Annotated in this window: 8 protein-coding genes and 1 pseudogene; 4 read left to right on the top strand and 5 right to left on the bottom strand. The window is 44.3% G+C overall.

Features of this window, described 5'->3' with window-relative positions; genetic code table 11:
- The first annotated feature begins 47 nt into the window (after nt 1–47).
- Nucleotides 48–1,430 (top strand): aminopeptidase P family protein, encoded by a 1,383-nt coding sequence (locus tag V7K89_RS08865; RefSeq protein ID WP_335186307.1) that lies wholly within the window; start codon nt 48–50, stop codon nt 1,428–1,430.
- Nucleotides 1,431–1,461: 31 nt separating this feature from the next.
- Here V7K89_RS08865 and V7K89_RS08860 read toward each other — a convergent pair whose 3' ends face one another.
- The 4 genes and pseudogenes from V7K89_RS08860 to V7K89_RS08845 all read right to left on the bottom strand — a co-directional run bounded on the left by V7K89_RS08860 (nt 1,462) and on the right by V7K89_RS08845 (nt 3,871).
- On the bottom strand, nt 1,462–1,860 hold the full coding sequence (locus V7K89_RS08860; protein ID WP_335186305.1) for a hypothetical protein: 399 nt from the start codon (nt 1,858–1,860) through the stop codon (nt 1,462–1,464).
- Between the two features lie 212 nt (nt 1,861–2,072).
- On the bottom strand, nt 2,073–2,603 hold the full coding sequence (locus V7K89_RS08855) for a nucleotidyltransferase domain-containing protein (protein ID WP_335186303.1): 531 nt from the start codon (nt 2,601–2,603) through the stop codon (nt 2,073–2,075).
- A gap of 4 nt (nt 2,604–2,607) precedes the next feature.
- Nucleotides 2,608–2,797, bottom strand: a pseudogene (locus tag V7K89_RS08850) (IS5/IS1182 family transposase); the annotation flags it as partial.
- A gap of 195 nt (nt 2,798–2,992) precedes the next feature.
- Nucleotides 2,993–3,871, bottom strand: a complete 879-nt coding sequence (locus V7K89_RS08845) for a shikimate dehydrogenase (RefSeq protein ID WP_335186301.1) — start codon at nt 3,869–3,871, stop codon at nt 2,993–2,995.
- Nucleotides 3,872–3,964: 93 nt separating this feature from the next.
- Between V7K89_RS08845 and V7K89_RS08840 the strand changes: the two genes are divergently transcribed.
- Nucleotides 3,965–4,897, top strand: coding sequence for an alpha/beta fold hydrolase (locus V7K89_RS08840; protein ID WP_335186299.1), 933 nt, complete (start codon nt 3,965–3,967; stop codon nt 4,895–4,897).
- 173 nt (nt 4,898–5,070) lie between these two features.
- Here the strand turns inward: V7K89_RS08840 and V7K89_RS08835 are convergent, their stop codons facing one another.
- Nucleotides 5,071–6,846, bottom strand: coding sequence for a ShlB/FhaC/HecB family hemolysin secretion/activation protein (locus V7K89_RS08835; RefSeq protein WP_335186297.1), 1,776 nt, complete (start codon nt 6,844–6,846; stop codon nt 5,071–5,073).
- 594 nt (nt 6,847–7,440) lie between these two features.
- Between V7K89_RS08835 and V7K89_RS08830 the strand changes: the two genes are divergently transcribed.
- Both V7K89_RS08830 and V7K89_RS08825 read left to right on the top strand, forming a co-directional pair.
- Nucleotides 7,441–11,157: a two-partner secretion domain-containing protein gene (locus V7K89_RS08830; RefSeq protein ID WP_335186295.1), complete on the top strand. Its 3,717-nt coding sequence runs from the start codon at nt 7,441–7,443 to the stop codon at nt 11,155–11,157.
- A 13-nt stretch (nt 11,158–11,170) separates the two neighbouring features.
- Nucleotides 11,171–14,131 carry a CHAT domain-containing protein gene (locus tag V7K89_RS08825; protein WP_335186294.1) on the top strand — a complete coding sequence of 987 codons (2,961 nt, stop codon included), beginning with the start codon at nt 11,171–11,173 and terminating at the stop codon, nt 14,129–14,131.
- Nucleotides 14,132–14,146 lie beyond the last annotated feature (15 nt).

Raw genomic sequence — 14,146 nt, 5'->3', positions numbered from 1 at the left:
ATACAGGCAAAACTATCACCTTTATCTTTTTCTTTGAGTTTACATTTATGCTTATCCAACAAACTTCTACTTCCCTTGGCGATACTTTACGCCACCGACGGCAACAACTAGCCAACCTCATTGATTTTCCAGTAATTCTGTGGTCGGGTAGCAACAATTCGCGCAACTTTCCCGCCAATACCTTTCCGTTTCGTGCTAACAGTCATTTCCTTTATTTCGCCGGACTGCCATTACCAAAGGCGGCAATTCGTCTAGAAGCGGGCAAGTTAGAACTATTCATCGACGACCCCTCACCCAGCAGCGCCCTTTGGCATGGAGAAACACCAACGCGCGAAGAAATAGCCGAGAAGATTGGGGCGGATGTGGCTCGACCAATGGCAGAGTTAGAGTCTTGGCTAGAAGATGCCGCTACACTTGCCGTTCAAGATGCTGCTACTTGGACGCAGCAATCGCAGCTATTAAATAGATGGGTTTTACCACAAAGTCTTCCACAAGGAATTGACTTAGAGTTAGCTAAGGCGATCGTTTCTCTCCGCCTCACCCACGATGATGGTGCATTAACCGAGTTGCGAAAAGCTGCGGCTGTCACTGTAAAAGCTCACAAAGCGGGGATGGCGGCAACACCCCAAGCCAAACTAGAAGCTGAAGTTCGGGCAGCGATGGAAGGGGTAATTATTGCCCACAATATGACCACCTCTTACAACAGTATTGTCACTGTTCACGGTGAAGTTTTGCATAACGAGCAGTATCACCATAGTTTGCAACCAGGTAACTTACTGCTTGCCGATGTTGGCGCTGAAACTGAGATGGGTTGGGCAGGTGATGTGACTCGCACGTGGCCAGTTTCGGGTAAGTTTTCATCTACCCAAAGAGATATTTATAATGTGGTGTTGACAGCCCATGATGCTTGTATTGCCAAAATCCAGCCTGGTGTAGAGTATGGGGATATTCATCTGCTAGCGGCTACAGCGATCGCTGAAGGTTTAGTAGAGTTAGGTATTTTACAAGGAAATCCCGAAGATTTAGTAGAAATCAATGCCCACGCGCTGTTTTTTCCTCATGGCATCGGTCATCTATTGGGTTTAGATGTCCATGATATGGAAGATTTGGGCGATTTAGCCGGGTATGAAGAGGGACGTGAAAGGAGCGATCGCTTTGGCTTAAGCTACCTCCGTTTAAATCGTCCCCTGCGTCCAGGAATGTTAGTCACAATTGAGCCTGGTTTTTATCAAGTACCAGCAATTTTAAATGATGCTAATGTGCGTTCAGAATATCAGAATGTGGTGAATTGGCAACGTTTATCTGAATTTGCCGATGTGCGTGGAATTCGCATTGAAGATGATGTTTTAGTTACTACTGAAGGCAGCGAAGTTTTGACAGCCGCATTGCCAAACGATGCCGATACTGTAGAAAATCTAGTCAATAGCTGAATTCATACTGACAGGCATCCTTTATGGATGCCTAATTAGTGGATTGACCTTTGATGTAGCCGAGCATTTGATTTCGCACATCACGTTCAACTTGTGAATCTAGCAAGATCTCTAACATAGAGGCATCACCCTCGTCATCAGTGTTAGAGTACTGCGCTGCATCTCGATTTACCTGCACTTGTGTAATCTTTACACCTTCTGTAACCATCTCAAAACACACTTTAAAAATGCAAAAACCAGTCCAACTACGATGCAAGTATAGCCAAGGAGCTTCATAGAAAATGAACCACTTATCTTCCATCTGTTCTGGAATTACTCCAGCAGCAATTCGGTTGAATTCTTCCTGTGAGTAAACTTTTTCTAGCGTTATATTTGTGGATATAAAAGGCATAGGTTCTGTCTTCCAATCATTACGTTTAGCTATTTGCATGGTTTTAGTTTCATTAGAACTCTTGCAAAAGTTTTTTATGATATAGTAGCAAGTCTGCCAATTTACGATTAGGACTTTAATTAGCAGTGAAATTTTGGAGAGCCAAACAGCTTACTTCAAGTAAATTTAAACGACTCACTGGAGTAAGTCATCGAATCTTTGCTGAGGCAAGAGATTAGGCGCAGTTTTTTTGACAGGCTCATCCTAAACACTTATCCACAGTTCTTCTCAAACTCCTCGTACTCCAAAGGCAGCGTGATGCCGAAATGGTCACAGAGCGCCTTAACATCGCGGTAATCGTTTTCATCAAACGCGTATCCAGTATGGAACCTCACCATCCACTCAGGCGATATACATCTTAGGGGATATCCAGCTATCAAGCCATGTCCAGATAGTGAGTCATACGGATATTCAATGCCATAAACATGATTACCGGTTGAATCAAATGTATACGAATGAATATCGATTTCATTTCCTTGGTGATCTACCAGAACAAAGTTGCAATCGCGTGTATCGTCGCAAAGCCTATCCTGATAGCCTCTAGTTTCAAGCAAAACTTTTATTTGAGCCACATCTTTGTGCTGAACAGCTATATCTAAGTCAGTATGGGTTCGAGTTTGCTTTCCAAGCAAAGCATCAACTCCCCATCCCCCATCAATGTAAACTTCAATTGCATTCTCCTCAAAAAGTTGCACTATCTTAATCACTTCCTGTGCAGTCATTTCAGGCTCATCTTCTTGCATCTGAGTACTCTCTCCAATACTGAATTCACTATTAAAACTTGCTCTTCAATAACTAATGTAGGACGACCTGTTTTCTTTTTCTTTTGAGCATCAGCTTTAACTACATCCACCATTAACCCAAAGGTTTGACAGCTTACTCCAGTCATACGCTTAAATTTTATTGAAGTAAGCTGTTTAGCTTTCTCTATTTTCACTGCTAATCAAATTTCCTAATCGCAAATTGCCAAATCTTTAATCATACCACAAAACATTTTTGCAAGAGTTCTATTGTATATAAATCCGATTTGATTCAAGAATCACTCATAAAAAAAGGAATAGAGAACAAAATAGAAGGAATAAAACTACACTAAAGTTTTGTTCAAAAATCAAGTAGGAGTCCTATGGAACTTTCATTTATCTAAACCTAGATGATTTTGTAATGCTTGACGCATCACTTCTACAGGCATTTCCTGCTGTAACCAGATTTTTAATGCTGCTACCCCTTGTTGAACTAGCATTTCTAATCCATCGATCGCAATTGCGCCTTGTTTTTGTGCCTGCTCTAGAAATTGCGTTGGTTTAGGAATATATATTAAATCGTAAGCGATCGTACCTGTTGGTAAATTCGCAATTTCTTCTACACTCAAAGGCGATTCATCGACTTTGGGATACATCCCAATCGGAGTTGTATTTACCAGCAGGTTTGCTTGAGGAATGAGCTTTGGCAATTCTTCCCATTGATGAACCTGGAATTTCTCAGCTAGGGGTGAATTGCTCCAATTATTGCGGAATTCTTCTAATTTCTGCATATTGCGCCCAACAACATGAATTTGGGCAAAACCTAGCTGAATACAACCTGCTACAACTGCTCTGGCTGCACCACCATTGCCTAAAATTACCGCTACTTTCTGACTCCAATCTTGTTTATATGTTGTCTGCAAAGGGGCAATAAATCCTTCTATATCTGTATTTGTGCCTACCCATTGGTTATTTTGGCGGCTAACAGTATTCACTGCTCCAATAGTTTGAGCTAGGGGTGTAACTTCTGAGAGTAGGGAGATGATGGCTTGTTTGTGAGGTATTGTCACATTAAAGCCGACAACCCCAACAGCAGCTAAACCTGCGATCGCCACTTCTAAATTTTGTGGTTCAATCCCAAAAGGGAGATAAATGTAATCTAATCCTAATTGTGCGATCGCTGCATTATGCATCACTGGCGACAGCGAATGCTCCACCGGATATCCAATAACTCCTAGTAGTTTAGTTTTACCTGTAATTAATTTTGTCATTTGTCATTTGTCATTTGTCATTTGTCATCCTCCTGCTCCTCACTCCTCAGCTAGCCTACAATTATTAAAAGCTCCTTAACATTTCTTTAAATCATGCAGGCAACTACAGCCTCCTCTACAACTCCAATTCCTGGCAAATATTGGCAGTGGCGCGGGCACAACGTTTACTACGTGCGTGCGGGAGAGAAACAAACGCAACGTCCGCCCTTGCTTTTGGTACATGGATTTGGTGCTTCCACAGACCACTGGCGCAAGAATATCACAGGATTGTGTCAAGATTTTGAAGTATTTGCGATCGACCTTTTGGGGTTTGGGCGATCGGCCAAACCAAAATTGCAGTACAGTGGCGACTTGTGGCGCGACCAACTTCATGATTTTATCAGGGAAGTGATAGGTGAAAAAGCAGTATTAGCTGGTAATTCTCTTGGTGGTTATGCTTGCTTATGTGTTGCAGCACAACGCCCCAACAGTGCAGCTGGTTTAGTCTTGCTCAATAGTGCCGGGCCTTTTAGCGAAAACCAGCCAACATCTGAACCGGAAGCTTTGGAAAGCGAAATTCAGCTACCCAAAAAACCCTCTTCTTTAGAGAAACTCTTGGGTGACTCAGTTAAGTGGATGTTTCAACAACCTTTAGCTCAGTTTGTGTTATTTCAATATGTGCGACAACGTTGGGTAATTCGCCAAACTTTAGAAAAGGTATATCTTGATAAAAGTGCAGTTACAGACCAGTTGGTAGAAGAAATTTCTCGCCCTGCTTTTGATCCGGGTGCATTGGATGTATTTGTTTCAGTTTTTAGCAGTCCTCAAGGGGAAAAAGTTGATGTGCTACTAAAGCAATTAACTTGTTCTCTATTGATGTTATGGGGAGAAGCCGATCCGTGGATGAATGCTAGAGAACGTTCTCAAAAGTTTCGTCAATACTGTCCTCAACTTACAGAGCATTTCTTAACAGCAGGTCATTGTCCCCATGATGAAGTACCCGATAGAGTAAATCAACTTTTACGCAATTGGGTTTTCTCTAAGTAAATGAGCATAAATAGTTAAAAGTTTGTAATACAGCACTTTGCAAGTAAATGAAGTGGATCCTTCCCCAAGCTTCCCCAAGGCATCGGGGAGGGTACACGACAGCGCGGGTAGAGTATTTTTGTACCTCACCAACTTGAAGTTAGAGATTTGTGCAGCACGCCCAAAGACAGGCATTAGAATGGCTGTCTGTAGACCAAGGAAAAATAAAACCCTTGCTCTTGCAACGTTTGTTTATCTCCAGAGACGCTAATTAGAGGTATACCCCAATCAAATCGAGCCGTGAGGCGATCGCTCATATTCAACAGCAACCCTGAACCAACCGAAACTAAATCATTTGGGGAAGGATTGACAGCACTTTCCTGGTTGAAGCCATAACCAAAGTCTACAAAGGGGGTGAGTTGTAAGACCATTTTTGAATCACGAATTCTAAAGATGGGAATTCGGACTTCAGCAGACAGAAAGATGCCACTATCTGTAAGTAATAGGTCTTGGCGATAACCCCGAACGCTTTCCTGTCCTCCCAGTCCAAATTGTTCTAACGGAACCAAGACTTTATTTGCCAGTTGGATATCTCCTCGCAGCAGCAGCGATGTATCTTCAGCCAACAACCGGACATATTGTGCCTGCCCTCTCCAAGAGAAAAAGTTGCCTTCAGGAGTAGGAGTATTGGGCGTATTATTCAAAGCATCTAAACTGCCTAATCCAAAACTGAACTGAGAACGAAGAGCCAGCACTTGTTTACTGTTCTGGATTGTGTAATCTTGAAAAAACCGCAGGGCTGTAATGGCAGTCGTTCCCCCAGCATCAGCTCCCGCTGATGGGAAGGGAATCTCGCCTCCCAGCAGCGTTGCTCCACTTTCCCGATGGCTGCCCGTCAATCCGAGAGCAAACTCCTGAGTTGTGGTTTGTATAATCGGTTGACGCACCGTCAGTTCAATGTAATTGGAATTAGAGTCGATATCGAGGATGTCAAATGGTTTCTCAGTTACATGGCTGAAGGCAAAACCACCGCTTAATGTAATCGTGCCATTATGGGGATTGAAAGGAATGGTATAGCTAGTATCGAGGGAATTACTACCATCAGTATTGGTATAGGTCAGGAATAGACTGTCACCCAAGCCCAGAAGGTCAAAATTGGTCAGTTGCAGTTGGCGACGAAAAGTACCCACACTAGGTGTGCGTCCGTTATCAAGGGTGAGTTGAGCCTCCCATTTGGGAGCTTCGGTCACTTGGATCTCCAGCAAACTTTCACCTGGCTGCGTCCCCGTAGACAGTTCAGCTGAAATATTCTTAATCAACCGATCATCTTTGAGTCGCAGAAGCTGGAGGGCTTCTACCAAACGCTTTTTATTCAGAGGTTTAGTTGTGGCCAGTGCTACACGACTGCGGACATAGTTCGGATTGAGATGCCGAGTTCCCGTAACTTTGATGTCTTCCACTCCCCCTTCACTAATTTGAATTTTGACCACTCCGCCTTCTAAATCCTGGGGTGGAATATAGGCTCCAGAAGTAATGTAATCATTATCTAAATAGAGTTTAGTAATCTTGGATCGCATCTCAAACAGTTCTGCTAGAGAGATGGGACGGTTAATGTAATCTTTGGTGATCTTGTCAAAATCTTGCTGTGTGAATACTGTACTCCCGATGACCTCAAATCGCGTGACCGTAATTGTGGCGGGAATATTCCCTGGTATGGGTGCCGAAGATGGAGTAACTGGGGTGCCGGGTTGAAGGATTGGGGCTGAAGAAGGCGGTTGGGGCGAGATGGGTGCAGGTGGCAGCGTAGGAGGCGTTGGAGAGGGAAGGGGGATGACATCCTGTGGGAGTGGAAGGGTAGGGGTGGGAGCTTGAGCAGAATTGATAGTTTGGGCGTTGAGTGGTTTTACAAATAGATTACCGATCACTGCCAGACTCAAAAATAACCAGGGTAGATGGGATTTATTCAACATGGGGAACACATACCGATTTAGGAGTGCTGTAGCAATACTTACGAAACCCAATTTCATCAAATAGTGAAATATAGGTGGATAAACAGAAAAATTGCGCTTTACGAGAAAATTCTCTGGTAAATTTTTATCACAATTGTAAGCATTAATCCGATAAAAACTGGGTTAATAAATATTGCTAGATATTTAGCTTTTCAGCAATATTTCTTCTATCTAGTACACGATGAATAATTTTTTTTAGAAGAATAAATACTTGTAACATAAAGAATAATTATCGTAACTATTGAGCAGTCAATAAAAATGCTCGATGTTAAATCACACGCAAACAGTACAATAACCAGTCTAGATTAGATTTTTTTCAGTTAATTTTAAATAGTCAATGGTACTACAATAAATTGTAACTTTTTATGTAGGCATTTTGTAAGTGCTATTAGCAGATATAATAAATAAGTCCCAACCTTTGCTAAACAACAGCTTTAGCATTTTAACGAATGATCTATCCCTGTGAACGGTTACTAAGTATTTCAGTAATTGCATTATTTCAAAGAAACAAAGCCTGTAAAGTCTTGCGAAATCTAAGATTAAAAAACAAAGTTAATGATAAAAAATACACCTAAAACCTGGTTTGCAGTCAGCAATGCGATCGCCTACAGCGGGACTTTGGCCATCGCATTGCTGACCAGCGTTATTCCAGCACAAGCGCAGATTGTGCCTGACAAGACGCTGCCGATAAACTCGCAAGTATCACCGGGAATGTGTGCTGCCTGTACGGTGATTAATGGCGGTACGGTGAGGGGGGCAAACCTGTTTCACAGTTTCCGCGAGTTTTCCATCCCCACGGGTGGGGAAGCCTATTTCAACAATGCCGCTCAGATTCAAAATATCCTGACGCGGGTTACTGGCTCGTCAATGTCGAATATTGATGGCTTGATTAGAGCCAATGGTATCGCCAATCTATATCTGCTCAACCCGAATGGGATTGTGTTTGGTTCCAATGCCAGTCTAAATATTGGCGGTTCCTTTGTGGGCACGACTGCAGGTAGTCTAAAGTTGCCGGATGGCAGCGAGTATAGTGCGACGAATCCCCAGGCTCCGTCCTTATTGGCGGTGAATTTAGTGCCAGGGGTGCAGTTTGGGGCGAGACCATCGGGATCAACGATTACGAATGCGGGTAATTTAGCAGTGACACAGGGGCAGAACTTGACGCTGCTGGGTGGGACTACGACGAGTACAGGAACGCTGACCGCACCAGAGGGAACGGTGCAGGTATTGGGCGATCGCGTTGCGATGTTAGAGAATGCCCGTGTAGATGTGTCTAGCCCAACACAAGGCGGGACGGTGTTGATTGGTGGAGACTACAAAGGTCAGGGGACAGTTCCGAATGCCCAATCAACTGAAGTTGGAGCGAATGTAGTCATCAAAGCTGATGCGCTGACGAATGGCAATGGTGGCAAAGTTATTGTCTGGGCAAACGGGGATACTCGCTTTGGTGGCACGATTACGTCACAGGGTGGTGTTCAAGGGGGCAATGGTGGTTTTGTCGAAACCTCTGGGAAGAACACCCTCAACGTTGCTGATACTGCAAATGTCAATACATCAGCTTTCCAAGGACTGACAGGAACCTGGCTGCTTGATCCGACGAACTTGACCATTGTTGGTGATGGTACTGGAACAGGTACAATACCGGGCGGAACCAATAGTCCGGCAGACAGCACGATTAATAACACGACGATCGCGACTGCTCTCAACAATAATAATGTGCTTTTACAAGCAACCGATACGATTAAAACTACTGACGTTTCTGTTACTGGTGGTAGCGCTGATGTTCGTATTTCAGCCAATAGTCCTTTTGATCTAACCCTTTCGGCACCTACGATTAACTTGAGTAATGCTGTTATCTCGCAAAGCGGGGCTGGCAATATAGAGCTTGATGCATCTAATATCTCCCTAAGTAATGGTGCTCGTATCTTCCAAACAGGAGGAGGCAAAATCACTCTGGACACCACAACAGCTTTAGGAACCTCAGTTTCTATAGATGGCAGCAACACCTTTAATCCTCAGGATGTGCAAGTTAGTCGTATACAAACAACCCCAAAACGTACAAATCCAAATCAACCTGGTGCTGATCCAACTGCACTCGGTGGCGAAATCTTCATCAGAACAGGCGATCTTAAGTTGACTAATAGCGGCAAGATCAATTCATTCACTGAGAACAATGGTCAAAGTGGAAAGGTAACAGTCATTGCTAGCGGCAAAATAACAATGGATGGGGGTTCTTCTGGAATTTTCAGTTCTCTAATAGGAAGCGGTAAGGCGGGGGACATCAATATTAAGACTAATTCGTTTTCGCTGTCGAATAATGCTGTGCTTACTTCCAGTAGTGCTGGTATGGGCAATCCCGGAAGCATAAATATTTCGCCTGTTTCAACTGCTGATAAGGGTACTACTGTAACTCTTACAAGTAACAGTCAAATCCTCAGTTCAACAGAAGCAGGAGGGGAGTCGAATACTCCTGGTGCTATTAACATTACTACCGGAACATTGAATGTAAACAGTGGAGCCAATCTGCAAACTATAGTTCGTGATGCCGATGCCCGGAGAAATCTTCCTGCTGGAAAGGGTGATGCGGGAAAAATAACGATTGTTGCTGATAATGCTGTCACCTTTGATAATGGTTCTGCCTTTAGTACTGTAGAATCAGGAGCAATTGGTAATGCTGGTACTATCGAAATCAAAACTGGGACACTAACGGTAGAAGGTGGCGCTCAACTGCAAACTCTGGTTCGTGGAGAAGATGAAAAGTTGGGTCTTCCTACTGGACGGGGTAATGCTGGAGGAATAAGGATTGTTGCTGATAATTCTGTCACCTTTGACAATGGTTTTGCCTTGAGTGATGTAGGAAAAGGAGTAATCGGTAATGCTGGTGCTATTTTAATTGGAACCGAATTGAATTCTGATAATTCAATTACCCAAGGCTCGCTAAGTTCTTTTACGCTGCTGAATAACTCTAAAATTACAACGACTAATTCTGGTACTGGTAATGCAGGGTTTATCTTTATTAATGCCCACGATCAAGTCTTGATCCAAGATAAAAGCGAAGTCTCCAGCCAGGGTAATAATGGAGTGATTTTTATTGGAACCGAATTGAATGATACATCAATTACCCAAGGCTCGTTAAGTTATTTTACGTTGAATAACTCTAAAATTACAACCAATGACTCTCCTGACTCTACAAATCCTAATACAAATCCTCAAATTGAGGCAGGGGGTATCTTCATTAATGCCCGCGATCAGGTTTTGATTCAAAAGGGTAGCGAAGTCTCCAGTGATGGTAATAATGGAGGGATTTTTATCGGAACCGAAGTAAATTCTGATGGAAAATTAATTATCAAAATTGATGAACAATCAATTACCCAAGGCTCGTTAAGTTCTTTAACGCTGGATAACTCTAAAATTACAACCAATGACTCTTCTGATTCCACAAATCCTAACATTCAGGCAGGGAATATCTTCCTTAATGCCCGCGAGCGAATCACCCTTGATAATAATTCTTTTGTGACTGCTACTAGCAAAAACGGTTATGGGGGCAACATCACGATTGATCCTGATATTTTGCTGCTACGTCGCGGCAGTCAAATTTCCACCAGTTCAGGTACAAACGGGTCTGGTAGTGGCAATGGTGGAAATATCAAAATTACAGCGGGCTTTCTAGTTGGAGTGCTATCCGAAAACAGTGACATTGTGGCAAATGCCTTCAACGGTAAAGGTGGACAAATTGAAATCAACGCTAACAGAGTTTTGGGATTTGTCCAGGCTCCGCCGAATATCTTAGATACTCCCTTCAGTGACATCGCTGCCAGTTCAAAATTTGGCATTAATGGAGTAGTCACTCTCAACACCTTGAACCTTGACCCCAGCCAGGGTCTGGAAGAACTCAATCTAGTACCAATCGACAGTTCACAACTCATCGCTCAGGGTTGTGCCACTGGTAAACGGTTTACCTTGAATGAAAATAAATTTGTGATTACAGGTCGTAGTGGCATCCCCGCCAGTCCAGAGGATGTCTTCCGTAGTTCCCGTGTTCTCACCGAACTAGACACCCCCACAGTCACAAATAATCTTGCCAACAGCCCCGCTACCCCTGTTACCACCACCCCCCGCACCTCACCCCACCCCATCATCGAAGCCCAAGGATGGATTGTTGCACCTAATGGCAAAATTCGCCTAGTTGCCCAATCCACCAACCCGATCGCATCACCTTTCCAGCAAAACCCCATCACTTGTCCAGCCAATTCCAGCCTTTTGAAGCCCTAAAAAGGAATTAACCATGCAATTACCGCTTTTACGGCAGATGAAACGTTTATTACGATTCTTGGGTTTAGGAATTGGCACAACTCTATTGATTCTGGTTTTGAGCCTCATTTCTATTCCTAGTAATGCACAACTGATTCCAGTTCATCGCCATCCTCCTGATTTCGCCCCCCCTCTGTTTAAGGGGAGTGGGGATCTCGCTTTATTCACGCAAAGTAATTTCCCCGCTCAAGCTAGTCAATCAACCAGCTCTGCCCTTGATTTAGTGCAGCAAGGTAAAACCGATTACCAGAAAGGGCAACTGGAACAGGCAGTCACCCTTTGGCAACAAGCAGCAGATGCCTTTGCCGCCCAAGGCGATCGCTTGCATCAAGCTATGACCCTAAGCTACCTGGCTCAGGCATATCAGCAATTAGGAAGATGGGACAAAGCCAATCCGGCGATCGCTCAGAGTCTGCAACTGCTGAAACAACCCAATCAGGTAACGACAGGCGATCGGCTGCATATTTTGGCAGAAGCCCAAACCATTCAGGGTAGCTTGCAACTAGACCAAGGACAGGCATCTGATGCCTTCGCTAGCTGGCAACTCGCCGCTAATGCTTTTCAACAGGCAGGCGAGCAAGCCGGTGTCGTCCGTAGTCAAATCAACCAATCCCAAGCATTAGTAACCCTTGGTCTCTACAAGCGAGCGAATAATCTGCTGGGGTCACTGTATGAAAAATTGCCACTAGAAGAACCCCTCCATCTGGCCATTCTGCTCAACTATGGCGAAACTTTGAGGCTAGTCGGGTACTTACAAGCAGATCTGGCGCAGCCCCAAACGTCGCAGCCATCCCAAAATTCCGAAGCCATCTTAAAGGATGCGCTGGAACTGGCTCAAAAATTGCAGTCTCCTGTTGACATCACCAAAGCCCAGATTAGCTTAGGCAATACCTACCGCGCCATTTATCAACAACAAAAACGGCTACAACCCAATCCATGTCCTGATCCAAAAGTGCTAGCAGACCGCCGAAGCCAGGCGCTACAATATTATCAGCAGGCAGCTCAAGAAACTGACTCCCCAACTAGCAAAATTCAGGCCCTATCCAATCAACAAAGTCTGCTGTTGGCAATTCAGTCTGATTCTGAATCGATTAATAGCGATAATGCTCAACAAACGCAGCAAGTTTTGGCGATCGCAACCCAAATTCAAGGGCAACTTGATCGCCTGCCGCTCAGTCGGATAGCCCTTTATGCACAAATTCAACTAGCGCATAATCTGTTGCAGCTAGACCAGATATCATCAAAACTCAAAGATAGCAAAGCCAGCAATCAAGCCGCTCAACTTCTAGAAGTTGCAGTCAAACAAGCCCAAACACTAGGCGATCGGGCAGCGCAATCCTATGCGTTAGGTTATTTGGGTCAAGCCTATGCCCAACAGCAGCAAGGCAATAATGCCCTCAAACTCACAGCCCAGGCGTTGAGCCTCACCACTAAAGCGCTGAACCTAGCCAAAACGATCAATGCTCCCGAAATTGCCTATCGCTGGTTTTGGCAGTTAGGTCGTCTCGAGCGGGCAAACAATCCAGAGCGGGCAATCAAGAACTACAATGAAGCCTATAACACCCTACAACTGCTCAGAAAAGATTTGGCATTCGATAACTCGGATCTGCAATTCTCGTTTGAAGAACATCCGGTAGAACAAGCCTATCGAGAATTTGCCGATTTGCTGCTGCAACCTCAAATTGGGGGAGCAAAAGAACTCCAAGAGACAAAAGAGGTAGATGATACAAATCTGCAAAAAGCACGTGAGGTCATGCGATCGCTGCAAACGACCGAATTACAAAACTTCCTTCAGCAACCCTGTGCCGAAGCAAGCTTGCAACAGCTTGACAATATTATGGATAAGCCCAATTCTCCAACTGCTATCCTCTCTCCGATCATCTTTGGCGATCGCATTGAGGTGATTGTCAGGCTACCTAATAAAAAGCTGTTCCACTATCCTCCAACCTATTTATCTGAAGCAACCGCTAAGGCTACGATCAACCAATTTCAACGCGATCTGCAAGAGTCTTATACCTTTGATGCCGTTAAAGACAACGGGCAGAAGATTTACAAATGGCTGATTAAGCCTGCTGAGAAACAGTTGGAAAGCGCACAGATTAAAACGATTGTCTTTGTTCTGGATGAACCCTTCCAGAATATTCCGATGACTGCGCTTTATGACGGAGAGCATTATCTGATTGAGAAATATGCGGTTTCGGTTTCTCTGGGATTGGATTTGAAGAATCCTAACCCACTCCCGAAGGAGGACTTAAAAGTATTGGCGGCTAGCCTTACCGATCCTCCAAATCAACGTGATGACAAGTTTAAGTTTGCCAAATTGACCTATGTAAAGGGGGAGTTGGATGCGATAAAAAACACGACAGGAGTCGCTGTGACTCTGATTCAAGATAAAGAATTTACCCGCAATTTTTTCAACAAAAAATTCAATGATTCTTCCTTTCAAATTGTTCACCTGGCGACCCACGGGCAGTTTAGCTCCAACCCTCAAGACACCTTCATCTTAACCGCAGCCAGCAACTCAATCGCAGCCAGTAACCTTCTTTCCAATGGCAAAGTCCGGTTGAAAGATTTTGATGAAATGTTCCGCACTCGAGAACTCAATCGAGCCGATGCCATTGAACTGCTGATCCTGAGTGCCTGTGAAACCGCTTCCGGTGACGATCGCGCCACCTTGGGAATTGCCGGAGCGGCTGTTAAAGCTGGGGCGCGGAGTGCGATCGCTTCCCTGTGGAGCTTAGATGACGAATCCAGTCAAACGTTTATCGAAACCTTTTACAAGAGTATCACTCAGCCCCAGACAAGTCGCGCCGAAGCTCTGCGTCAAGCCCAACTGGCATTATTACAAGCACAGGATGGTCCATATACCCACCCCCGCTACTGGGCACCCTTCCTGCTGATTGGAAACTGGCTGCCCATCTTTAGCCCCATCTAGAATGACTCATGGAGG

Source organism: Nostoc sp., assembly GCF_036917515.1.
Classification (GTDB): Bacteria; Cyanobacteriota; Cyanobacteriia; order Cyanobacteriales; family Nostocaceae; genus Nostoc.
The sequence above is the reverse complement of the archived record's forward strand: the minus strand, read 5'-3'. Positions and strand labels throughout refer to the sequence as shown.